Source organism: Mesorhizobium sp. M0698 (assembly GCF_040320455.1).
GTDB lineage: Bacteria > Pseudomonadota > Alphaproteobacteria > Rhizobiales > Rhizobiaceae > Mesorhizobium.
Genome location: NZ_JAMYPQ010000002.1, coordinates 200,780 through 223,974 on the forward strand (window position 1 = coordinate 200,780; position 23,195 = coordinate 223,974).

General features: G+C 63.9%; 23 protein-coding genes. 8 read left to right on the forward strand and 15 right to left on the reverse strand.

What is annotated here, in order from left to right; genetic code table 11:
• Positions 1 to 23: 23 nt before the first annotated feature.
• From phnD to phnG, 9 genes are all read right to left on the reverse strand, one after another.
• Positions 24 to 932, reverse strand: a complete 909-nt coding sequence (gene phnD, locus NKI16_RS05585; protein ID WP_352620198.1) for a phosphonate ABC transporter substrate-binding protein — start codon at positions 930 to 932, stop codon at positions 24 to 26.
• Positions 933 to 1,022: 90 nt separating this feature from the next.
• A complete protein-coding gene (gene phnC, locus NKI16_RS05590; protein ID WP_352620200.1) occupies positions 1,023 to 1,871 on the reverse strand; it encodes a phosphonate ABC transporter ATP-binding protein in 849 nt (282 codons plus the stop codon).
• A gap of 277 nt (positions 1,872 to 2,148) precedes the next feature.
• Positions 2,149 to 2,766, reverse strand: a complete 618-nt coding sequence (locus tag NKI16_RS05595) for a DapH/DapD/GlmU-related protein (RefSeq protein WP_352620202.1) — start codon at positions 2,764 to 2,766, stop codon at positions 2,149 to 2,151.
• A complete protein-coding gene (gene phnL / locus NKI16_RS05600) occupies positions 2,763 to 3,470 on the reverse strand; it encodes a phosphonate C-P lyase system protein PhnL (RefSeq protein ID WP_352620204.1) in 708 nt (235 codons plus the stop codon). The genes NKI16_RS05595 and phnL overlap by 4 nt, the downstream gene beginning before the upstream one ends.
• 226 nt (positions 3,471 to 3,696) lie before the next feature.
• A complete protein-coding gene (phnK, locus tag NKI16_RS05605) occupies positions 3,697 to 4,473 on the reverse strand; it encodes a phosphonate C-P lyase system protein PhnK (RefSeq protein WP_140536281.1) in 777 nt (258 codons plus the stop codon).
• Positions 4,470 to 5,369, reverse strand: coding sequence for an alpha-D-ribose 1-methylphosphonate 5-phosphate C-P-lyase PhnJ (locus NKI16_RS05610; RefSeq protein WP_352642452.1), 900 nt, complete (start codon positions 5,367 to 5,369; stop codon positions 4,470 to 4,472). Before NKI16_RS05610 ends, phnK begins: the two co-directional genes overlap by 4 nt.
• Before the next feature lie 265 nt (positions 5,370 to 5,634).
• Positions 5,635 to 6,747, reverse strand: a complete 1,113-nt coding sequence (locus tag NKI16_RS05615; protein ID WP_352620208.1) for a carbon-phosphorus lyase complex subunit — start codon at positions 6,745 to 6,747, stop codon at positions 5,635 to 5,637.
• A 1-nt stretch (position 6,748) separates the two neighbouring features.
• Positions 6,749 to 7,357: a phosphonate C-P lyase system protein PhnH gene (gene phnH, locus NKI16_RS05620; RefSeq protein WP_352922322.1), complete on the reverse strand. Its 609-nt coding sequence runs from the start codon at positions 7,355 to 7,357 to the stop codon at positions 6,749 to 6,751.
• A complete protein-coding gene (phnG, locus tag NKI16_RS05625) occupies positions 7,357 to 7,818 on the reverse strand; it encodes a phosphonate C-P lyase system protein PhnG (protein ID WP_352613115.1) in 462 nt (153 codons plus the stop codon). Before phnG ends, phnH begins: the two co-directional genes overlap by 1 nt.
• 135 nt (positions 7,819 to 7,953) lie before the next feature.
• Between phnG and phnF the strand changes: the two genes are divergently transcribed.
• A complete protein-coding gene (gene phnF / locus NKI16_RS05630) occupies positions 7,954 to 8,697 on the forward strand; it encodes a phosphonate metabolism transcriptional regulator PhnF (protein WP_352620212.1) in 744 nt (247 codons plus the stop codon).
• An 18-nt stretch (positions 8,698 to 8,715) separates the two neighbouring features.
• Here the strand turns inward: phnF and NKI16_RS05635 are convergent, their stop codons facing one another.
• The 5 genes from NKI16_RS05635 to NKI16_RS05655 form a co-directional block, all read right to left on the reverse strand.
• Complete coding sequence (locus tag NKI16_RS05635) at positions 8,716 to 9,732, reverse strand: zinc-binding alcohol dehydrogenase family protein (RefSeq protein ID WP_352620214.1); 1,017 nt, start codon at positions 9,730 to 9,732, stop codon at positions 8,716 to 8,718.
• 70 nt (positions 9,733 to 9,802) lie between these two features.
• Complete coding sequence (locus tag NKI16_RS05640; protein WP_352448376.1) at positions 9,803 to 10,768, reverse strand: ABC transporter permease; 966 nt, start codon at positions 10,766 to 10,768, stop codon at positions 9,803 to 9,805.
• Entirely contained in the window at positions 10,765 to 12,318 is a 1,554-nt protein-coding gene (locus tag NKI16_RS05645) for a sugar ABC transporter ATP-binding protein (RefSeq protein ID WP_352620216.1), read from the reverse strand. Before NKI16_RS05645 ends, NKI16_RS05640 begins: the two co-directional genes overlap by 4 nt.
• A 103-nt stretch (positions 12,319 to 12,421) precedes the next feature.
• On the reverse strand, positions 12,422 to 13,417 hold the full coding sequence (locus tag NKI16_RS05650) for an ABC transporter substrate-binding protein (protein ID WP_023675208.1): 996 nt from the start codon (positions 13,415 to 13,417) through the stop codon (positions 12,422 to 12,424).
• Between the two features lie 329 nt (positions 13,418 to 13,746).
• Positions 13,747 to 15,252: a UxaA family hydrolase gene (locus tag NKI16_RS05655; RefSeq protein ID WP_023675209.1), complete on the reverse strand. Its 1,506-nt coding sequence runs from the start codon at positions 15,250 to 15,252 to the stop codon at positions 13,747 to 13,749.
• Positions 15,253 to 15,508: 256 nt separating this feature from the next.
• Here NKI16_RS05655 and NKI16_RS05660 point away from each other — a divergent pair, with 256 nt between their 5' ends.
• The 7 genes from NKI16_RS05660 (at position 15,509) to NKI16_RS05690 (ending at position 21,734) form a co-directional block, all read left to right on the forward strand.
• Complete coding sequence (locus NKI16_RS05660) at positions 15,509 to 16,411, forward strand: GntR family transcriptional regulator (RefSeq protein WP_023675210.1); 903 nt, start codon at positions 15,509 to 15,511, stop codon at positions 16,409 to 16,411.
• A 119-nt stretch (positions 16,412 to 16,530) separates the two neighbouring features.
• Positions 16,531 to 16,887 (forward strand): DUF2946 family protein, encoded by a 357-nt coding sequence (locus tag NKI16_RS05665; RefSeq protein WP_023675211.1) that lies wholly within the window; start codon positions 16,531 to 16,533, stop codon positions 16,885 to 16,887.
• Positions 16,888 to 16,988: 101 nt separating this feature from the next.
• Positions 16,989 to 17,525, forward strand: coding sequence for a copper chaperone PCu(A)C (locus tag NKI16_RS05670; RefSeq protein WP_023675212.1), 537 nt, complete (start codon positions 16,989 to 16,991; stop codon positions 17,523 to 17,525).
• A gap of 25 nt (positions 17,526 to 17,550) precedes the next feature.
• Positions 17,551 to 18,069: a YcnI family copper-binding membrane protein gene (locus tag NKI16_RS05675; protein ID WP_023675213.1), complete on the forward strand. Its 519-nt coding sequence runs from the start codon at positions 17,551 to 17,553 to the stop codon at positions 18,067 to 18,069.
• A gap of 56 nt (positions 18,070 to 18,125) precedes the next feature.
• Positions 18,126 to 19,751: a copper resistance CopC/CopD family protein gene (locus NKI16_RS05680; RefSeq protein ID WP_023675214.1), complete on the forward strand. Its 1,626-nt coding sequence runs from the start codon at positions 18,126 to 18,128 to the stop codon at positions 19,749 to 19,751.
• Positions 19,752 to 19,891: 140 nt separating this feature from the next.
• Complete coding sequence (gnd, locus tag NKI16_RS05685) at positions 19,892 to 21,316, forward strand: NADP-dependent phosphogluconate dehydrogenase (RefSeq protein ID WP_352620218.1); 1,425 nt, start codon at positions 19,892 to 19,894, stop codon at positions 21,314 to 21,316.
• Between the two features lie 187 nt (positions 21,317 to 21,503).
• Complete coding sequence (locus tag NKI16_RS05690) at positions 21,504 to 21,734, forward strand: hypothetical protein (RefSeq protein WP_095488311.1); 231 nt, start codon at positions 21,504 to 21,506, stop codon at positions 21,732 to 21,734.
• A 252-nt stretch (positions 21,735 to 21,986) separates the two neighbouring features.
• Here NKI16_RS05690 and NKI16_RS05695 read toward each other — a convergent pair whose 3' ends face one another.
• Entirely contained in the window at positions 21,987 to 23,063 is a 1,077-nt protein-coding gene (locus tag NKI16_RS05695; RefSeq protein ID WP_352620220.1) for an SIR2 family protein, read from the reverse strand.
• Positions 23,064 to 23,195: the final 132 nt, after the last annotated feature.

Sequence of the window (23,195 nt, forward strand, 5' to 3'; positions counted from 1 at the left end):
CGCCGCCCTTTCCGCAATTGTCGTCAGCCGCCGATCGCGGCTTTGCGGGCTTCGACGATGACGCTGTAGAAGTCCGGCTTCACCGGAACGTAGCCGGTGAAATCGCCGCCTTCGATGGCCTCGAAGCAAGGCTTGTCCTTGGCCGGCAGGCTGGTGAAGAAGTTGGCGAGCTTGGCGCTCATGTCGCCGCCGAGTGCGGTGCGCACGACCAGCGGGCCGTTCGGGATCAAGCCGGAGCGCCAGACTTCAACGAAATCGTTGGGGTCCACGGCGCCCTTGGCGACTTCCTTGTGGAAGGTGCCGGAGGTGTAGCCGTTCTTGAAGTCGCCGATGCCAGAGGAATCGTCAACCGCAACATCGACCTTGCCGTCGCGAACCGCGAGGAGGTTGTTCTCGTGGCCGCCATTGAACTGTGTCGAGGCGAAGAAGGTTTCGTTCGAAGCGCCGGTGTCTTTCGGGATCTGGGTCAGCGGGATCAGGTAGCCGGAGGTCGAATCCGGGTCGGCATAGCCGAGCTTCTTGCCCTTGGCCGACTTGATGTCGGTGATGCCGGACGACTTCAGCGCAAGGCCGATCGAATAATAGCCGGTCGCGCCGTCGGTCTGCTGGGTGGTGAGGATCGGGGTCACGGCGTTCGGATCCTTGAGGTAGACGCTGGCATAGCCCGACGCGCCAAGCTCTGCGAAATCGAGCGTGCCGCCGAGCAGGCCCTGGATAACGCCGTCATAGTCGGCGGCCGGGAACAGCGAGACCTTCTCGAAGCCGAATTCGGACTTCAGGTGATCGGCGAGGCACTGAAAGTTGCGCAGCCGGTCCGCTTCGTTTTCACCGCCAAGGATGCCGATGCGGAATTCCTTGATATCCTGGGCGTGAGCGGCGCTTGCCGCGATGGCGAGCAATGAAACGGCGCCAAAAACCATCTTCCTGAACATTATCTCTCTCCTGTTGGTCCCGGCCTCGCGCCGGTAGCGTTCGAATTTTTTGACAGGTGCCTTTGACGCGGGCGGGCGATCAGGCCGTTCTCAATATCCCGGGAATGCGGGCTCGAGCGGTCCGGCGGATGCAGCGATTTTCTGTTTGATGGTGACACTGGTGGAGGTGATGGCCTCGGAGATTTCGCCGCCATTGCTGTCGGCGCCGTAGACCATGCGCACGGCCTCGCGGTTGAGGGCTTCGGGCGGGCCGTCGAAGACGACCTTGCCGGCGGCCATGCCGATGATGCGGTTGCAGTAGGTGCGGGCCGTATCCAGCGTATGCAGATTTGTGATGACGGTGATGCCCTCGCGCAAATTGATGTCCTGCAGCGAATCCATCACCACCTTGGCGTTGAGCGGATCGAGCGAGGCAATCGGCTCATCCGCCAGCAACACCTTCGGCTGCTGCATCATGGCGCGCGCAATCGCAACGCGCTGCTGCTGGCCGCCGGAAAGCGTGCCGGCCGGCTGCAGGGCGGTGCGGGCGATGTCGAGGCGCTCGAGGGCTGCAACCGCCTCGGCGCATTCACCGCGGGAGAACATGCCAAACAGGTTGGACAGCGTCGAGCGGTGGTTGAGCCGGCCGAGCAGCACATTGGTCAGCACATCGAGGCGCGGCACCAGATTGAACTGCTGGAAGATCATGGCGCAGTCGCGCTGCCATCGCCGGAGCGGCGAGCCGCGCAACCCGGAGACCTCGACGCCGTTGAACAGGATGGATCCCTGGCTGGGATCGATGAGGCGGTTAATCATGCGCAGCAGCGTCGATTTGCCGGCGCCGGAGCGGCCAATGATGCCGACCATCTGGCCTTGCGGGATCGCGATGTGAACATTGCTGACGGCGGTGTTCTTGCCGAACCGGCGGGTGACGCCGCGGATTTCGAGCGTAGCTGACATGGTGCAGGCTCCAGTCCAATCGCAATTGAAGGTCTGTTTACCCTGGCTAGCGCAGCCGCATGAACCTGCAGTGTCGGAACGATGTCAGTTTTGTTACTGCCCACAGCCTGGAGCGGGGCGGGATCAACTCGGCGCGAGAAGCTCGAATGGTGAATGGTGAATGGTGAATGGTGAATAGTGAATAGTGAATAGTGAATGGTGGCAAGAGAGGCTTCCCTAAGCCTCGAAACCTATCCGTCCCGCCATTCACTATTCACCATTCACCGTTCACGATCCCTTAGACGCCATATTTCTCCAGAAACGCCTCCGCCGACAATTCCCGAAAATCGTCGAGCGCGGCGCGCAGCCTTGCATGGTCCCAGTCCCACCAGGCGAGCGCCTGGTAGCGCTCCGCGGTGCGGCGGTCGAAGCGTTCGCGGATCGGCTTGGCCGGTACGCCGGCGACGACGGTGTAGGGCGCGACGTCCTTCGACACCACCGCGCCGGCACCGACCGCCGCGCCATCGCCGACGGTGACGCCCGGCAGGATGGTCGAGCCGTGGCCGAGCCAGGTGTCGTGGCCGATGGTGACGCGTTTGGCGCGGCGCTTGGCGAAGAATTCGCTCTCGTGCTCGGCGTCATCCCAATAGTCGGAGGCGCGATAGGTGAAATGGTGCAGCGTCGGCCGCCAGGTCGGATGGTTGGTAGCGTTGATGCGCACGCTTGCGGCGATGTTGGCGAATTTGCCGATCGTTGCGCACCAGACGCCGCAGTCCTGCATCATGTAGGAATAGTCGCCGAGCGTGCTTTCGGAAACCCGGCAGCGCTCGGCGATCTCGGTCCAGCGGCCAAGCGTCGAGTTCTCGACTTCCGCCGTCTCGTGGATCAGCGGCGCCTCCGACAGTTTCCTGGTCATGCGGCGATTTTCCCGGCGGCGAAGGCGGTCACGTCGATGACGCGATCGGCGACCGCCTCACGCACGTCGTGATCGTGGAAGATGCCGAGCAAAGCGACCCCCGCTGCCTTCTTGGCGGCGATCAGGGAAATCACCACATCGCGGTTCCTGGCGTCGAGCGAAGCGGTCGGCTCGTCGAGCAGCAGGATCGGGTGCTCGGTGCTGAAGCCGCGCGCGATGTTGACGCGCTGCTGTTCACCGCCGGAGAACGTCGCCGGCGGCAGCGCCCAGAGCTTCTCCGGCAGGTTGAGCTGCGCCAGCAAGGCGCGTGCCTTGCCGTGCGCGACCTCGCGCTCCTCGCCGCGCTCGACCAGCGGTTCGGCCACGACGTCGAGCGCGGAGACACGCGGCACGGTGCGCAGGAACTGGCTGACATAGCCGATGGTAAGCCGGCGCACGGCAAGCACGGTGCGCGGGCTGGCCGAGGCGAGATCGATGAGCCCGCCCTCGTGCTGGACGATGATCTGGCCTTCATCGGCGGCATAATTTCCGTAGAGCATTTTCAGGATCGAGCTCTTGCCGGCGCCGGACGGGCCGCCGAGCACGGCGCATTCGCTGGCCCTGATCGCGAATGAGACACCGGCGACCACCGGCAGTTTGATGCCGTCGCGCAGGTGCATGGTGAAGCTCTTCGCGACATCGGAGACAACGAGCGGGGTTGCCATCAGAGGGTTCTCCCGTTCGGCGCTTCGCCGGCCCGCAATGTCTTCGCCTGAGCACCCCCCTCTGGCCTGCCGGCCATCTCCCCCTCAAGGGGGGAGATTGGCAGCCTCCCCGTCTCGCTCGTTCTGCAACGTTGGAGAGTGGCGAAACCGTACGCGGCAGCTAATCTCCCCCCTTGAGGGGGAGATGGCCGGAAGGCCAGAGGGGGGTACGCCGGAACAATCATCGTCACACCTGCAGAATCGAGGAGACAAGCAACTGGGTATAAGGCGCGCGCGGATCGTCGAGGACGCGGTCGGTGAGGCCGCTTTCGACGACGCGGCCGTCCTTCATCACCATCATGCGCTGCGACAACAGCCGCGCCACGGCGAGATCGTGGGTGACGACGATGGCGGCCAGGCCGAGATCGGTGACCAGGCCGCGCAACAGATCGAGCAGGCGCGCCTGCACCGAGACGTCGAGGCCGCCGGTTGGCTCGTCCATGAACACCAGCCGCGGCCCGGTGACGAGGTTGCGGGCGATCTGCAGGCGCTGGCGCATGCCTCCGGAAAAGGCGCGCGGCTCGTCGTCGATGCGGTCTTCGTCGATCTCGACACGAGACAACCAGTCGACCGCCGTTGCGCGGATCCTGCCATAGTGACGGTCGCCGACCGCCATCAGCCGCTCACCGACATTGGCGCCGGCCGACACCGTCATGCGCAGCCCGTCGGCCGGGTTCTGATGGACAAAACCCCAATCGGTGCGCATCAGGAAGCGGCGCTCGGCCTCGCTCATGCGGTAAAGTTCGCGAAACTGGCCGTCGCGCATCCGGTAGCTGGCGGTGCCGGAGCTGGGCAGCAGTCGAGTTGACAGGCAGTTGAGCAAAGTCGTCTTGCCGGAGCCGGATTCGCCGACCACCGCCAGCACTTCGCCCGGCCAGAGGTCAAAAGTGACGTTCTCGCAGCCGACGCGCGAGCCGTAGAATTTGGACAGCGCCGAAACGCGCAGCAGCGGTTCGTCTGTCATTGCGCCGGCTCCGTTTTTCCTGGGGCAAGATGGGTCTCGGGCGCGAGATGGCCGCGGTGGCCTTCCGCGCGCCGCTTCTCGCAATGATCGGTGTCGGAGCAGACGAACATGTGGCCGCCATGGTCGTCGAGGATGACCTCGTCGAGATAGACGTTCTCGGCCGCGCACAGCGCGCAGGGCTGGTCGAAGGTCTGCACCTCGAACGGATGGTCCTCGAAATCGAGGCTGACCACATCGGTGAAGGGCGGCAGCGCGTAGATGCGCTTTTCGCGGCCGGCGCCGAACAATTGCAAAGCCGGCGAACGGTGCATCTTGGGATTGTCGAATTTCGGCGTCGGCGACGGGTCCATCACATAACGGCCCTCCACCCTTACCGGATAGGCATAAGTGGTGGCGATGCGGCCGTGCCTGGCGATGTCCTCATAGAGCTTCACATGCATAAGGCCGTATTCCTCCAGCGCATGCATTTTGCGCGTCTCCGTTTCCCGCGGCTCGAGGAAGCGCAGCGGCTCGGGGATGGGCACCTGGTAGACCAGCACCTGACCGGCACTCAGCGGATATTCAGGGATGCGGTGGCGCGTCTGGATGATGGTCGCCTTCGCCGTCTCGGTGGTGACCGCGACATTGGCGACCTTCTTGAAGAAGGCGCGGATCGAGACGGCATTGGTGGTGTCGTCGGCGCCCTGGTCAATGACCTTGAGCACATCGTCCGGGCCAATGATCGAAGCGGTGACCTGGACGCCGCCGGTGCCCCAACCATAGGGCATCGGCATTTCGCGCGAGGCGAACGGCACCTGATAGCCAGGAATGGCGATGCCCTTGAGGATCGCCCGACGGATCATCCGCTTGGTCTGTTCGTCAAGATAGGCGAAGTTGTAGGTGGCGATGTCGGTCATGGCGATCGCTTCCGCTCTGTGCTACCGAATTGAGTTCCAAGACACGGAAAAGGGGCTGGGCTCCGATGACCCCGACCGGATGGATGCGCCTCGGAATCCTGTTGCTGGTGTTCGTCGGGGTGGTTGCCTTTGTGCTTCGAAGAATGGTTCTTCCTGAGCCGAGGGAAGGCGCGCAAGGCGAGACCATTGGCGGCAGTAGCGGTTACGGCGGATCCGGAGGCCATTCCCCAGACGGGGGAGGTCACGGTGGTGGAGCTAACTGAAGTCATTCCGCTGCCTGCCTCTTTTCTTCGGCCTTGCCGGCATTTTCGCGGGCATCATGCTCGGCGCGCATGCGGCGCACGAGGTCGAGTTCGGCCTGGAAGTCGACATAATGCGGCAGCTTCAGATGCTCGACGAAGCCGGTCGCCTGGACATTGTCGGAATGCGAGATGACGAACTCCTCGTCCTGCGCTGCGGCGATGACATCCTCGCCCAACTCCGAGGCGCGCAGCGCGCGGTCGCATAGTGCCATGGCCATCGCCTTGCGCTCGCTCTGGCCGAAGACGAGGCCGTAGCCGCGGGTGAATTGCGGCGGCGCCTTGGCCGAGCCCTTGAACTGGTTGACCATCTGGCATTCGGTGACGCGGATGCTGCCGAGCGGCACGGCAAAGGGCAGTTCCGGCACGTCCAGTTCCAGTTCGACCTCGCCGATGCGAACCTCGCCGACGAAGGGATGGTTGCGCGCGTAGCCGCGCTGGGTGGAATAGCCGAGCGCCAGCAGAAACCCCTCGTCGCCGCGCGACAGCGCCTGCAGGCGGATGTCGCGCGCCATCGGGAATTCGAGCGGCTCGCGGGTGATGTCGCCGGGGACATGATCCCCAGGCATGTCGCCGTCGGGCTCGATCAGGCCTTCGCGGGCGAGGATGGCCGAGACGCGCGGCATGGCTTCCGCCTCGCCTGCACGCTGCTCCGGCTCGGCGACATCGCCGCCGGCGGCAAGTTCGGGATCGAGCAGCCGGTGGGTGTAGTCGAAAGTCGGGCCGAGCAACTGGCCGCCGGGCAGGTCCTTGTAGGTGGCCGACACCCGCCGCTCGACCAGCATCGTGCCGGTGTCGATCGCCCTGGTGTAGCCGAAACGCGGCAGCGTGGTGCGATAGGCGCGAACCAGGAAGATCGCCTCGATCATGTCGCCGCGCGCCTGGACGATGGCGAGTGCCGCCAATTCCCTGTCGTAGAGCGAACCTTCGCTCATCACCCGGTCGACGCCGAGCGCCAGCTGCTCGACGATCTGGTCGAGGCGAAGTGCGGGCACCGAACGATCGCCGCGCCGGCGGTCGGCGAGCAGTTTGTGGGCGTTGCGAATGGCCGCTTCGCCACCCTTTACCGCAACATACATGCTACGCCTCCATCATCTTGATGCGCGTCGTGCGCGGCAGGCAGGCAACGCTGTCAGGGGTGGCGAGGACGATGTCGACACCGCGGGGAAAGCGCTGGTTGTTCTGCTTCCATTGCTCGACGAAATGGCGCGGCATTTGCGCCGGCGCGATCGTCGCCGTCTTCTCGATGCCCGGGCCTTCGAGCACCAGCGCAGCGCCGGAGATGAGATCGCCGACCTCGAGGATCAGCGTCGTGGAGCGATCGGGATAATCCTGGGTGCCTTGCGAAAACCCGTCGAGCGCCATCATCTCGGCCGGCGTGGCGATCAGCGCGAAATGCGCGTCGGCCGGGGTGTTGGCCAGCGGCGCGCCGGTATGGAAGCCAAGCCAGGATTTCACCGCCGACACCTGCAAAGCCGGGTCGAGCCAGAGCGGCGTGTCGTTGTCGCACAGCGCCAGCGCAACGGCGCCGGCGGTGGCCGACAGCGGCGCCGGTGGGTGGGCAAGGGCCGGCAAGGGCTGGACGCTGCCCGGCCGCGCCATCGCGTCCATCACGGCATGGAATACGGTCTGGGCATTGAATACCGGATCGGCGAAGCCGCCTTCAATGGATTGAGTGGCGATATCCATCAGTCTTCTCCGCGCACCATGGTGAAGAAATCGACCTTGGTCGCCGCCGTCTCGGCGCGGCGCTGTTCACGCGCCTTGGCCAGTGCCGCCTGCAAGGGCGCAACGATCCTGGTCTCGACCTCGTTGCGGTGGGCAGGATCCTGCCAGAGCGCGTCGGCGATTGCAGCCAGCCTTGCCTTCTGCTTGTCGCGGCCAAGCGCGTAGCAGTGGCCGACATGGCCGGACGCAAGCCGCACCGTGGCACGGGTGACCGTCGCCTCGCCGACATTGAAGGGCGCGCCGCCGCCGCCGATGCGGCCGCGTACCGTAACCAGGCCGGTTTCGGGGCCACGCAGAAGTTCCGCTTCGCAAGGCAGGCCGGCTTCGTCCCAGAGGCGGACGATGTCGTCGCCGGCCGATTGCGCCAGCGTCGCCATCACGGCCTTGCGCTCGGCCTGCTCTCGCGCTTCCCGTCCTCGCATGGCCGGTGCTCCTCGTCTGCGTTCATTTGTCTATTGATATAGACAACTATACAAATTATATCCATTATCTAGCGCGTGTCCATGACGGGCACGTGACACGGGCCAAAAGATCGGCGCGAGGAATTGGGGCGGGAGATGATCGGACAAGCCAACAGCATCGAGCGGCGCAGCGGTGTCGCGCTGTGGCGGCAGATCGCCGACCAGATCCTGCATTCGATCGCCGCCGGCGATTTTCCCGAGAATGCCGCGCTGCCGCCGGAGATCGCGTTGGCCGGACGCTATGGCGTCAACCGCCACACGGTGCGTAGCGCTATCGCAGCGCTGGTGCAGGAGGGTGTGCTCAGGGCGGAGCAGGGGCGCGGCACCTTCGTGCTGTCGCGCAAACGGCTGTCTTATCCGATCGGCGCCCGCACCCGCTTTTCCGAGGGATTGCAAGGACAGGCGTCCGAGCGGCATATCACCTTGCTCGCGTCATCGATCGAGCCGGCCAACCGTCGTGTCGCAGAGGGCTTAGGCCTGGCGACGGGGGCCGATGTGATACGCCTGGAAACGCGCGGCGAAGCCGATGGAATGCCGGTGTCTCGCGCGGCCGGCTGGTTCGATGCCAGGCGCTTTGCCGGCATCGATGCCGCCATGGCGGAAACCGGTTCGATCACCGCATCGCTGGCACGTTTCGGCATCGACGACTACCTCAGGCAATCGACCGTGCTGTCGGCGCGCCATGCCGATGCCGCCGACCTTGCGGACCTCCAGCTGCAGCCCGGCGCCATCGTGCTGGTGACGGTCGCCGTCAACGTCACGCCCGACGGTCAGCCGATACAGTTTTCGGAGTCGCGCTTCCCGGCCGAGCGGATCGAGCTCAAACTGTCGGCGCTCTGAGATGCGGCAGCCCTGGCATCATCCGACTTGAATGACGGCCTTGATCAGGCCGGACTTCTCATGCGCCCAGCGGGCGAGGTCGTGCGGCGTCTCGCCAAGCGTGGTGCGGTGGGTGACCAGCTTTGCCAGCGGCAGCGCGCCGTTGCGGATCGAGGCGGCGACATGGTCGAAATCGACACGCAGGGCGTTGCGGCTGCCGATCAGCATCATCTCGCGCTTGTGGAATTCGGGATCGGAAAAGGCGATGTCGTCCTTGACGACGCTAACCAGGACCAGCGCCCCGCCGTGCGCGACATGGGCGAAGGCCGACTGCACCGACCGGGTGTTGCCGGTGGCATCGAAAACCACGTCGAAGCCGTCGCCGCCGGTTGCTTCCCGCACCAGGTCGGCAGCAGCGCCCCGCGAGCCGTCGAGGGTCGCGAAGCCGAGTTCGCTTTCGGCGAAACCCAGCCTCTCCGCACTCATGTCGAGCAGCGTCACGTCGAGCCCGGCGATGCGGGCGAACAGCGCCGTGCCGAGCCCGATCGGGCCGGCACCGATGACCAGTGTGCGCGCACCTGGATCAGCGAGCGAGCGCCGCACGGCATGGGCGCCGATCGCCAGGAATTCGACGGCGGCGGCATCGGCCAGCGACAGGCCGTTTGCCGGATAAAGATTTTGCGCCGGCACCAGGATCTGCTCGCACATGGCGCCGTCGCGGTGGACGCCGAGCACCTCGATCCTGACGCAGCAATTCGGCTTGCCTTGCCGGCAGGCGATGCATTTGCCGCAGGCGAGATAGGGATTGACGATCACCGCTTCGCCGACGGCGAGATCGACGTCCTCGCTAACCTCGATCACGGTGCCGGAAACCTCGTGGCCCATGATGCGGGGATAGGCGAGGAACGGGTGCTTGCCTTCGAAGATGTGATAGTCGGTGCCGCAGATGCCGACATGGCTGACGGCGACCAGCGCCCAGCCGGCGGGGGGCGCGCCAGGCGCCGGACGGTCTTCGAGGACAAGTTCGCCGGGCGAGCGGCAGACGACGGCTTTCATGCTTCAATCCAGTCGGTTCATGGCACCGCCGGCCCTGCTGTCGCGAGGCCGGCGGTTGTTGGGAGGCAGTCTATTTGCCGCGGCGGCGCAGCCCGTCGAAATAGACGATGACGATGATCAGCACGCCGGTGATGATGCGCTGCCAGAAGGCGTTGACGTTGAGCAGATTGGCGCCGTTGTTGATGGTGGCAAGGATGAAGGCGCCGAGCAGCGGTCCGTGCACGGAGCCGACAGCGCCGAACAGCGAGGTGCCGCCGATCACCGAGGAGGCGATCGCCTGCAATTCCCAGCCCTCGGCCTGCGTCGGATTGCCGATGCCGATGCGCGAGGCAAGCAGCACGCCGACGAAGGCCGCACACAGGCCCGACAGCGTGTAGGCCATGTAGATGGTGCGCTGGACGTTGACGCCTGACAGGCGCGACGCCTCGGCGTTGGAGCCGACCGAGAACAGATAGCGGCCCCAGCGGCTGTGGTGCAGGAAGATGTAGGCTGGGATGCCGACCAGGATCACCATCCAGAACAGATTGGGGACGCCGGCGAAGGAACTGCGCGAGAACGTCTGGAAGGCGTCGTTGTTGATCGAGATCGAGTTGCCATTGGTCATCAACAGACCGATGCCGCGCAGCGAGGTCAGCGTTGCCAGGGTGATGATGAAGGGCGGCAGGCCCATCTTGACGATGCCGAACCCATGGAACATGCCGATGGCGACGCCGACCAGCAAGGTGATCAGGATGGCGAGGAAAACCGGTGTGCCGGCGTTGATCAGCATCGCGACGATGACGGTGGCGAAGCCGACCACGGCGCCGACGGAAAGGTCGATGCCGCCGGTGATGATGACGAAGGTCTGGCCGACCGCCAGGATGGCGATCATCGACCCTTGCCGCAACAGGTTGGAGATGTTGTTGGCGGAGGCGAAGCTCGGCGTCGCCACCGACAGGATGATCCATAAAAGAACCAGCAGCGCCAGCAGTGTCAGCCCGAACAGGGCGTTGTAGTTGCGTTTCGGCCTTTCGGCAGCGATCGCCTCGGTGCTCATATCCGTCCTCCCGGTCTTTCTTGTTTCTCGGCCAGCGCCTGGGTGAGGATCTCCTCGTGGTCAGCGGTACGAAAGCCGTGCGTGGCCACCAGCTTGCCGCGCCGGAACACGTGCAGCGTGTCCGCGAGTTCATAGACCTCGGGCAGGTAGGACGAGATCAGGATGATGCCGGCTCCCTTGGACAACAGCGCGCCGAACAGGCGGTAGATCTCGGCCTTGGTGCCGACATCGACGCCGACAGTCGGCTCATCGAAGATGAATAGCTTGGCGCCGTGGGCGAGCCATTTGCCGATGACGATCTTCTGCTGGTTGCCGCCGGACAGGCTGGAGGCCAGCGCGCCGCGCGTCGGCGTCTTGATGCGCAGGTCGGCGATCTGGCGATCGGCTTGCGCCTTTTCCTGCGCGCGGGAGATCAGCAGATTGCTCGAGATGCGCTTGTAGATCGGCAGATTGAGGTTGAGTCCGACCGGCAGGTTGAGGCAGAGGCCCTGGTCGCGGCGGCTTTCCGGGGCCAGCGCCATGCCGAGCCTGATCGCGTCATGTTCGGAATTGACCTTGACCTCCTTGCCCTCCCACAGGATCTGGCCGGCCGATTTGCGGTGCCGGCCATAGAGCGTGGTGACGAACTCGCTGCGCCCGGCGCCGATCAGGCCATAGAGGCCGACGATCTCGCCGGCACGGACGGACATCGAGACATTTTCGAAACCCTTGCCGGACAGGTTCCTGGTTTCGACGATGGTCGCGCCGGGGGTGAAATGCTCCTTGTGGTAGACCTGCTCGATCGAGCGGTTGATCATCATCTTGACCAGCTCGGCGTCATTGGTCTCGGCAATGTTCCTGGTGCCGACCAGCGTGCCGTCGCGCAGCACCGAGACGCGGTCGGCGAGCTCGAACACTTCTTCCATGCGATGGCTGATGTAGATGATGGTGACGCCTTCGCCCTTCAGCCGGCGGATCAGCGTGAACAGCTGGTCGGCCTCCTTGCGGGTAAGATAGGCGGTCGGCTCGTCGAAGATCAGGAATTTGGTGCCGCGCACGGTGGCGCGGGCGGCGGCGATCAACTGCTGCTGGCCGATGGTCAGGTCACCCAGCATGACATGCGCCGGCAGGTCGAAGCCGAGATCGTCGATGATCTTCTGCGCCTGCCTGATCATCGCCCGCTGCTGCAGGATGCCGAAGCGGGAATCCTCTTCGCCGAGGAACATGTTGGCGGCGACGGTGAGATGGCGGCACAGGACGACTTCCTGATGCACGGCATTGATGCCGAGCGCCATCGCCTCATGCGGCGTTGCCAATGCGGCAGGCTTGCCCTCCCAGATGACGTCGCCGGAGGTGCGCGGCATGACGCCGGTAAGAAGCTTGATCAGGGTGGATTTGCCGGCGCCGTTCTCGCCAACGATGGCGTGGATCTCGCCGGCCTTGAAGGCGAGATCGACCGGCTTCAGCGCATGGGTGCCGGGATAGCGCTTTTCCAGCCCGCGGAGTTCGAGGATGGTCCTGCCCGGTTCCAGCGTTGGGGCCGGATGGAGTTCCTGCGCCGTCGACATCATGACAATCCTCCCAGATTGGCCCCCAAAGATTGGCCTCGCGATTGGCACGAGTGGGATGTTTCCGGGGCGAAAGGCCCCGGAAACAGTTCACTTGCGGCTATGCTCAGTCGAGCTTCGGGTTGAGCAGCGCGTCGATCTTCGGATCCTTCATGTTGGCCTTGGTAACCAAATTGGCGCCGGTATCGACATTGGCCTCGACCTTCTCGCCCTTCGAGGCGGCGAGCGCCGTCTTGATGCCGTCATAGCCCATCCGGTACGGATCCTGAACGACGAGAGCCGAAATGACGCCGTCATTGAGGAACTTGATCAGCTTCTCGTCGCTGTCGAAACCGACCAGCCCGACCTTGCCGGCAAGACTGTTCTCGGCGATCGCCTGACCGACGCCCTGCGCCATGATCAGGTTGGAGGCGAAGATGCCCTTGAGGTTGGGGTTGGCGGTGATCAGGTCGGTGGCGATGTTGAGGCCGGTGGTGGCCTGGCCGTCGGCGTATTTGTCGGCGACCAGCTTGAGGCCGGGATATTTGGCGGCGAGCTGTTCCTTGAAACCCTGGGCGCGCTGTTCGAGCGAGCCGGCACCCGGAAGCGCGGTGATCAGGGCGACGTCGCCCTCGACCTTGCCGCCATTGGCTTCGCCGATGGCTGCGGCAAGGCCGTCAGCGGCGACGCGGCCGCCCTGGATGTTGTCGGTGGTCAGGAACGAGGTGAAGGCCTTGGAGTCGGCGCCGGAGTCGATGCCGATGATCTTGACCTTGGTGGCGGCCTCGTCGATCGGCTTGCCGAGCGCCTTGGCTTCGGTCGGCGCAATGACGACGGCCGCCGGGTTGCCGGCGACGGCATTTTCGAGGATCGAGATCTGGCCGTTGACGTCGGTCTCGGCCTGGGCGCCGAGCTCCGGCACGTTGACGCCGAGATCCTTGCCGGCCTTGCGGGCGCCGGCCAGAACGATCTGCCAGTAGAAGGACGTGGTGTCCTTGACGATGATCGGAATGGTCGCGTCGGCCGCGGATGCCGGCGCCGAATGCATCACGCCGGCAAGCATCGAGGCGGCTGCGAGTGCCACGAAGGCGCGGCGATTGAGAATGCTGGTCACGAATTTCATTAGGAGTCCTCCCTAAGTCGCCCGGTGAATGTTACGGAAGCTCCATTCGGATGGCGCGGCCCAAACGGAACTTTATCAATAAAAAACATTTACCGCATTTTGATAGTGCATCACCTCGGTCGGCGCAAGCGATGTTTGATGGCCGCTCGAATGGCTGGGCGGGAAAGCTTGCTCCCTCGGAACTCCGCTGCCAATCTCCTCCAATACGTCGCATGGAATATTAATTCCATCATCCAGTCAATATGGAATGTTCATTCTTTTTCGGGAGCGTTGGAACTGTGACGCCTGGCGATCACGTCCGGTGTTCGCGACTATTGCGCATGTCCGGCTTAGAGCGTCGCTCCGAGATGCCAAGGCACGAACTCGTTGTCGCCGTAGCCGAACTCTTCGCTCTTGGTCTTGCGGCCCGAAGCCGTCTCGACGATCAGTTCGAAGATCTCGCGGCCCATGCCGGCGATGGTCTTTTCGCCCGAGGCGATGACGCCGCAATTCACGTCCATGTCCTCTTCCATCGTGTGATACATGGTCGAGTTGCTGGCGACCTTAATCGACGGCGTCGGCCGGCAGCCGAAGCAGGAGCCGCGGCCTGTGGTGAAGACGATGACGTTGGCGCCGCCCGCCACCTGGCCGGTGGCCGAGACCGGGTCGTAGCCGGGCGTGTCCATGAACACCAGCCCGTGCCCGATGACCTTTTCGGCATAGCCGAAGACGCCGTTGAGCGGCGTCTGGCCGCCCTTGGCGACCGCGCCGAGCGACTTTTCCAGGATGGTGGTCAGGCCGCCGCGCTTGTTGCCCGGCGAGGGGTTGTTGTCGATGGAAGCGCCATGTTTGGCGACATGGTCTTCCCACCATTTCACGTAACCGTCGAGCTTGGCGGCGATCTCGGGGGTGGCGGCGCGATAGGCGAGCAGGTGCTCGGCGCCGTAGATCTCCGTCGTCTCGGAGAGGATGCCGACACCGCCGACGCCGGCCAAAATGTCGACCGCGGCACCCAGCGCCGGATTGGCGGTAATGCCGGACATACCGTCGGAGCCGCCGCATTGCAGGCCGACGACGATCTCGCTGACCGGGATCGGCTCACGCTGAAGCTTGCCGACCTCCTCGGCGATCTCGGCCAGCACGACCAACGCCTTCTCGACCGATTTGCGCGAGCCGCCGGCTTCCTGGATGTTGAAATGACGTTTTCCCGCGGCAACGCCCTTCTGGCCGTAGAGGGTGAGCTGGTTGACCTCGCAGCCGAGCCCGACCATCAGCACACCACCAAAATTCGGATGACGGGCGTAGCCGGCCAGCGTGCGATGCAGCACCATCATGCCGTCGCCGGTGGCGCTCATGCCGCAGCCCTGGCCGTGGACGATCGGGACGAAGCCGTCGATGCCGGGATATTGCGGCAGAAGCGTGCGGTTCGCCGCGTCAGCGATGGCGTGGCAGACGGTGGCCGAGCAATTGACGCTGGCGAGAATGCCGATGAAGTTGCGCGTGCCGGCGCGGCCGTCGGCGCGGCGGTAGCCCATGAAGGTGCGGGCGCGGTCGGCCTCAGTCGCATGCACTGCCTCGCTCGGCGGCACCACCGGCAAACGCCCGCTTTCGAAGACCAGATTGTGCGAATGGACATGCTCGCCGGGCGCGATGTCTTGCGTGGCGCGGCCGATCGCCTGGGCGTATTTGACCACGGCCTCGCCGGCCGCAATCGGCTTGATCGCCACTTTGTGGCCCGGCTCGATCACTGCGGCGGCGACGGCGCCGCCCGGCAGCACGGTGCCGATCTCGATGCGGCCATTGGCGACCGCGACATTGTCGGCGGGAGACAGAAGAATGCTGTTTGCGGCGTTCACGGGAGCTTCCTGGGTGTGTTCCTGGGTGCGCGAGCGGATTGACACGCGGCTCTTAACATATAATGTCTTTTATCGTGAAAAAACATTTTTGCGTCAATTGTTTTTTCGCCAGAGCGCGACGCGTCTTTTGGATGCGAGAAGTAGGCTCTACAACCAAAACTAGCGTTGCGCATGATGTTTTCCGAAAAGGTACCGGTTTCATGCGCGAGAAACGCTTCACACTGGCCGCAAACGCAGATGCGCCACGGGGCAGGGGATGTCGAAGAGCAACAACGTTTACAAGGACGCCTATAATCGCGGTCTGAGGCTGCTCGACGAAACCAGGAGCCTGCCTTCGGAGCCGGAGCTGGGTACGCTGCTCGGCGTCAGCCGCACGACGGTCCGCACTATCCTTGCGCGCATGGAAGAAACCGGGCTGATCGACTGGAACAAGCGCAGCAAGACGGTCCTGCGCGAACCGCGACCGGACGATTTCTTCCCCGAGGAAGAAACCGACACGCTGGCCGAGATCATCGAGCGCTCCTTCATGCGGCGGCTGCTTGCCAGCGGTGCCGAAGCCGGCATGCAGATCAACGAGCTCGAACTGGCGCGTGAGATCGGCGTCGGCACCACCAGCGTGCGCGAATTCCTGATCCGCTTCTCGCGCTTCGGGCTGATCGAGAAGCGCCGCAACAGCCACTGGGTGCTGAAAGGCTTTACCCGCGCCTTCGCGCTGGAGTTGACCGAAATCCGCGAGATGTTCGAACTGCGCTCGGCCGCAGCCTTTGCCGCTCTGCCCGAGGACAGCCCGGTGTGGACCGACCTCGACCGCCTGGAAGACGAGCATCACCGGCTGGAGCGCGAGATCGCCGTGCGCTTCAACGAATTCTCCGAGCTTGACGAGCGCTTTCACCGGCTGATCCATCGGGCGTCGCACAACCGCTTCATCGTCGATTTCTACGACGTCATCGCCATGATCTTCCACTACCACTACCAGTGGAACAAGGCGCAGGAGCGCGAGCGCAACGAAGTCGCGGTCCAGGAGCATCTCGCCTATATCGCCGCGCTCAAATCGCGCGATCTCGCCAAGGTCGACGCCGCCTGCCGCAAGCACCTGAAATCGGCCCGCCACACGCTGCTGACGTCCATTCCCGAGGGCAGGCAGCCGCAACGCGCGTGATTGTGTTGCGTTGCCGCAGCAACGTTTTGGCGATTTTCCGGCCGCCGGCTCCGTGCTAGAGAGCTGACGTTGCTGCGTGAAGAGGCTGGTTCTTGACCATACGCCGGAGACGATGGAGCATGCCGGTCGCGTTCGCCGCGGCGTGGCTTTTCATGCTCCAGTCGATATTCGGCGCGTTTGCTTCCGGCGTCGCGCCGAACGCCTCGCAATTCGATGCTTTCGGCAACACGATCTGCACCCATGACGGTGCGGCGCAACTCCCCGCCGGCGATCCGCATCAGCAGCACATGCCGGCTTGCTGCATGCTTGGCTGCAATCTCGTTTCGGCGGTCTACGCGCCGCTGGATGCAGCCGGGAGCCTGGCTCGCAGCCTTTCCATCGAAACCATCGCCTTTTTCCTGCCGGCCTTCCGGCATCGCGATTTCGCCCGCGCCCGCACTCCGTCCAATCCGCGTGCACCACCGGCGACGGCCTGATCCGTTCTGGTTCGCGCCGCGCAGCGCTTTGCCGGCGCGTTTATCGACATCGTTCGCGACCGGCAATCGGCGCGATCCCCCTTAAAGTCCACGGAGCAATCATGTCTCACTCTTTTCGCGCTGCCGCATCCAGCCGCAGGCGCTTCGCACTGGGTAGTTTCGAGCAGCGTCTCGGCATCGCCCTTTGCGTTCTTGCCCTCCTGTTCGCCAGCGCCCAGACGGTGTTGGCACACGAGTTCAAGCTTGGCGATCTCGAGATCGGGCACCCCTGGTCGCGCGCCACGCCAGCCGGCGCCAAGGTGGCCGGCGGCTACTTCACCATCACCAACACCGGCAGTGCGCCGGATCGCCTGCTGTCGATCACCTCCGACATTTCGGCCAAGGCCGAACTGCACGAGATGGGCGTCAGCAATGGCGTCATGACCATGCGGCCGGTCACCGGCGGCCTCGAAATCCCGGCTGGCGGCAAGGTCGCGCTGGCGCCTAACGGCTATCATTTGATGTTCATGGATTTGAAGCGGCAGCCCAAGGAGGGCGAAACGTTCTCCGCCACGCTGACCTTCGAGAAAGCCGGGCCCGTGCAGATTGAATTCGCCGTGCAAGGCATCGGCAGCGCGGCGCCCCAGGACGACGACTGACTTGGCCGCTTCGAGAGGTAGCATCATGAAGAAATCTCTTTTGCCCGGCTGCGTGCTTCTTGCCCTCGGGACCAGCGCGGCCTTTGCCCACATCACGCTCGAAACGCCGGAGGCGGCGGTGGGCTCGACCTACAAGGCGGTTCTTCGGGTGCCGCATGGCTGCGAGGGCAAGGCGACGACCGCGCTGCGCGTGCAGATCCCGGAAGGGGTGCTCTCGGTCAAACCGATGCCGAAGCCGGGTTGGACACTGCAGGTCAAGAACGGCAAATACGAAAAGTCCTACCAGCTCTACGGCCAGGCAGTGACCAGCGGCGTCAAGGAGATCGACTGGAGCGCCGGCAGCCTGCCGGACGAGTTCTACGACGAATTCGTCTTTCGCGCGACGCTGGCGTCCGACCTGCCGGCAGGCCAGACGCTGCATTTCCCGGTGGTGCAGGAATGTGACGGGGTTGCCGATCGCTGGATCGAGATTCCGGCGGCCGGGCAGGCTGAGGACGCGCTGGAATTTCCGGCGCCCGGCCTCAAGCTGCTGCCGAAGAAGTGATCCTTACGCGGCGCGCTCTATCCGAAAGAGCGCGCCGCTGTCTTTGTGGCGGTGACATGAGCGCGGCATCGATCCTGCGAACGGCCTGCACAACCGGCCGGCTTGCCATAGGCCTGCTGGCTGCGATTGTGCTGCTTGCCACCATTGCCGCGCCAAACGCAGCCTTCGCCCATGCGGCGCTGATCAAGGCCGAGCCGGCTGACGGTGCGGTGCTGGCGCAGAGCCCGTCGCAGATGTCGCTGACCTTCAGCGAGCCGGTTTCGCCGCTGGTGCTGACGCTGGTGCGGCCCGACGGGACGTCGATCCCGCTGAGCTCTTTCCGGCTCAGCGGCCAGACCGTCGAGATTGACAATCCGCAGGCGCTGACGTCGGGCACGCATGTGCTGAGCTGGCGGGTAATCTCCGCCGACGGGCATCCGGTCGGCGGCTCGGTGCTGTTCTCGGTCGGTGCGCCGAGTGCTGCGCCGGCCGCCTCCGAAGCTGTCGACCGGGCGCTTCGAACGGCGATCTGGATCGGCAAGGTTTTTCTATACATCGGCCTGTTTTTCGGCGTCGGCGGTGCCTTTGCGCAGGCCTGGCTGGCGCAAGGCGGCCGATCCGGCCAGAACATGATCGTCGCCGCGATCCTGTGCGGGCTGGCCGCCGCACTCTTGTCGCTCGGTTTCCAGGGGCTGGATGCACTCGGCGCGCCGCTTGCCCGGCTGGCGCAGCCGGTCATCTGGCAGACCGGGCTTGGCACCAGCTTCGGCTGGACGGTGCTGATCGCGCTGATGGCGCTCGGCCTTGGCCTGCTATCGCTGGTCGTGCCGCCCGCCGACGCAAAGCCGCTGGCCTTGGCCGGACTGGTTGGCGTTGGCGCAGCACTTGCCGCCAGCGGGCATGCCAGTGCCGCCGAGCCGCAATGGCTGACCCGGCCGATGGTGTTTCTGCACGCCACTGGTATCGCCGTCTGGGCCGGGGCGCTGGCGCCGCTCGGTCTTGCCTTGAAACGGCAGCCGGACAAAGCCGGGCCGTTGCTGCGCCGGTTTTCACGAGCGATCCTGTTCGTCGTGGCGGTGCTTGCGGCAGCCGGCATCGTGCTCACCGTCATCCAGGTGCAAACGACGTCGGTGCTGGTCCATACCGCTTACGGCCGGCTGCTGCTGCTCAAGCTGGTGCTGCTCGTCTTTCTGTTCACACTCGCCGCCGTCAATCGCTTCAAGCTTACGGCCCCGGCTGAGGCGGGCGAAACAGAAGTCCAGCGGCGGCTGGCCCGCTCGATCGCCATCGAGCTGCTGATCGTGCTGGCGATCTTCGGCGTTGCCGCCGGCTGGCGCTTCACGCCGCCGCCGCGCGCGCTGGCGATCGCCGCGGCACAGCCGGCGTCGGTGCATATCCACACGCTGCAAGCGATGGCCGACCTCAGCATTGCGCCCGGCCATGCCGGAGCTGTTGCCGCTTCGATCTTCATCATGACCGGCGATTTCGGCCCGCTCGACGCCAAGCAGGTAACGCTGGTGCTGTCAAAGCCCGATTCCGGCATCGAACCCATCAAGCGCCCGGCGACGAAGCCCGGCGACGGTACCTGGCGCGTCGACGATCTCGTCATCCCGGTCGCCGGCCGGTGGACGGCGCGGCTCGACATCCTGGTCTCGGATTTCGAGATGGTGAAGATAGAGGCGCCGATCGACATCAGGCCGTGAAGACGGCGCTGGTCCGCGCAACACAATTCGGCGAGGCGGTTGACGCGGCCGCGAACCCCCGTCAATCATCGCCATCAAGAATGGGCGTCCAACCCAATCGCGGGCTCAAACCAACAAGATCCGAAAGCAGGGAAGAAACGATGGAAAAAGCCGAAATAGGCCTGATCGGCCTTGGCACGATGGGCTCCAACCTGGCGCTCAATATCGCCGAGAAGGGGCACCGCATCGCCGTCTTCAATCGCACCGCGGCGCGCACCGATGCCTTTGTCGAAAATGCCGGCGCGCTTCGGGATAGGGTGGTGCCCTGCTACAGCCTCGAAGAACTGGCCGCCGCGATCCGGCCGCCGCGGCCGATCATCATCATGGTGCTGGCCGGCAAGCCGGTCGACGAGCAGATCGCGGCATTGCGCGGTGTGCTGTCGGCCAACGATATCGTCATCGACGCCGGCAATGCCAATTTCCGCGATACGATGCGGCGCTTCTCCGAACTTACCGATTCGGGCCTGACCTTCATCGGCATGGGCGTGTCCGGCGGCGAGGAGGGCGCACGCCACGGTCCCTCTATCATGGTCGGCGGCACCGAAGAGTCCTGGAAGCGCGTCGAAAAGGTGCTGACCGCGATCTCGGCCAAGTTCAAGGGCGAGCCTTGCGCGGCGTGGCTTGGCACCGACGGCGCCGGCCATTTCGTCAAGACCATCCACAACGGCATCGAATATGCCGACATGCAGATGATCGCCGAGATCTACGGCATCTTGCGCGACGGGCTCGGCATGGGGCCGAAAGAGATCGCTGAGGTGTTTTCCCAGTGGAACACGGGCAGGCTCAATTCGTACCTGATCGAGATCACCGCCAAGGTGCTGGCCGCCGACGATCCCAAGACCGGCAAACCGGTGGTCGACATCATCCTCGACCGCGCCGGCCAGAAAGGCACCGGCAAATGGTCGGTGATCGAGGCGCAGCAGCTCGGCATCCCGGCCACCGCGATCGAGGCGGCTGTGGCGGCACGCGTACTGTCGTCGATCAAGGACGAGCGGCTTGCCGCCGAAAAGGTCTATGCCGGCGGCGTGAGCAAGATTTCCGGAGACAGGGACGCCCTGCTCGCCGATCTCGAGCTGGCTCTGTTTGCTGGCAAGATCGCCGCCTACGCGCAAGGCTTCGCGGTGATGAGCGGCGCGTCGAAGGAATTCAACTGGAACCTGCCGATGCCGGTCATCGCCAAGATCTGGCGGGCCGGCTGCATTATCCGCTCGCAATTGCTGGATACGATGGCGGAGGCCTTCGGCGCCGGCGGTGCAGCCACCAACCTGTTGATGGCGCCGGCTTTCGTCTCATTGATGCAGGAGGCACATCCGTCGCTTCGCCGTGTCGTCGCAAGGGCGGCCGAAGCCGGCTCGCCGGTGCCGGCCCTGTCATCTGCACTTGCCTATTTCGACAGTTACCGGCAGGGCCGGGGCACCTCGAACCTGATCCAGGCGCAGCGCGATTTCTTCGGCGCGCACGGCTTCGAGCGCATCGATGGGCAGGGCGCTTTCCATGGTCCTTGGGGAAGCGGCGCGGCGGGTTAGCGTCGCGACTTGGACCTAGAGTCCAATTTTGCGGTTGTCAGAAGGCAGATATCTCCAGCGACCAACTGGGTGTCGGGTCGCGCCAGGAACCTGCTATGCCGGTAGAGACGATTGACGGTCTCATCGGTATCGGCGGAGCCGCGAATCTGTGGTAAGCCGCCGCTCAACCAACCAAAGGACGACACCTGTGAGCGAACCGACCGTGGCCCAGGCGACCGAAAGTATCTATGCCTCGCTGCGGGCGGATAATGCCGACATCGACGCACATATCGCGACGCTTAAAGCGGCGCTGACACGAGAAGGGATAAAACAGGCGGTGTTCGATCCGACCAAGTTGGCGCAGAACAACCGCTCGGGGCGCAAGTTGATGCAGGCCTATTTTCGGCAGCGCGGCGTGAGCGTGAGGTTTTCGGACTAGTAGAGCCGCGCGCGGGTGATCTCAAGCGCGCCGTTGGGAGTTCTCGGGCCGGTCCGGCGGTTCGCCATCTGGACGTCGGGACTGCGCCTCATATCAGTCTTTCGACCCGTGGCGCGAACAGCCCGAAAGCCGTCGTTGCGAAAATGCCTTCGCCATCCGGAACCGGAACCGCATTGATCAGGATGCAATAGCTTCTTCGCTATTAAACATTATTCTGACTTCGGAGTCTGAAATGCTGCGTCCTCAACGGGCTCATACGAATATCTTGTCGAGTGATCCAAGATTGAAGCCGTTTCCGCTCAGATCGGCGCGCGACCAATCCACGAAGCGATAGCGCTCTCGGAAGTTCGCTTCGGATGCGGCATCGGGGAAATAATCGACGATGGCAAGCGGCGTCTTTTTTCGGCCCAGCTCGTCGGTTTCCCACTTGTGCCGCTGGTAGTTTGTCACGAGGCTGTAGAGGATCTGCCTGGCGTAATCATCATGGCCGGGCAGAGAGAAGCCGACGATCGCCATGCCGAAATTGTAGTAGCCGCCATTGCCCATCCCCTCCCAAAAATCATTGAGACGCGTGGCATAAAGCAGCTTTGTGGCCGATGGTGGCAATATGCGCGGCGTCGCCATGAACAGAAGATCTTTATCGTAAAGCGCCTTCAGGTTCTTCGCGCGATAGATATTTTTCAGCGGGTCCGACTCTTGGCGGGGACCATCGGTCAGTCGCTCAAGGCCGAGGCCAGCCTCATCGGAAAATATGATGTCTTTTGGAGGCGGCGCGCCCATCTTTGCATGGTTGGCAATTCTGCGCTCAAAGCCGGTGCGGTCGAACCAGTCAATGGAGCCGTGCATTTTGAGGATGACGACCTCATCCCGGTCGTTATCGATCGTACCGCCAAACTGAGTCACTTCCTTGAACCGGGTCGAAAACAGGCGGTAAGGTTTGCCGATAGCATCAAGCGCGCGTTCCAGAAGCGTGTCGTAGTTGAAGGTAATGACGTAATCGTCCGGCTCGAGGCGTTTTGCGAATTCGATGTAGAGATCGGGCACAGTGTTGAGCGCGTTGACGTGCCGCGCCAGAATGCTGCCGATCAGATATTTCGTGACGATGGTTCCCTCATTGCCGTCCTGACTCCACGTATCACCACCCCGGAGGCCAAGATAATGTTCGACGTCGAGGAAGCGCATGAAGTCCTCGAAATCCACCGTCTCCGGCGTCAGACTTTCGCCAGCCGCATCTCTGCGAAATTCAATGTAGTGCTCAAGATCGTTGTTGAATTTCGAAGCCCGCCGGTCGGAAGGAAAGGCCGCAGCCGTTTCGCGGATTTCTTCCATAGATCATATGCCAGCGGCAGTTGAGCAGGCCGCGAGAACCCCGCTCCAAGGATAATGAGTCTATACTTGTCCGGCATCGGCGCCCCCTTCAAAAAGTATACCCCGAAACGTACTGCCGGTCATGCTGTATGA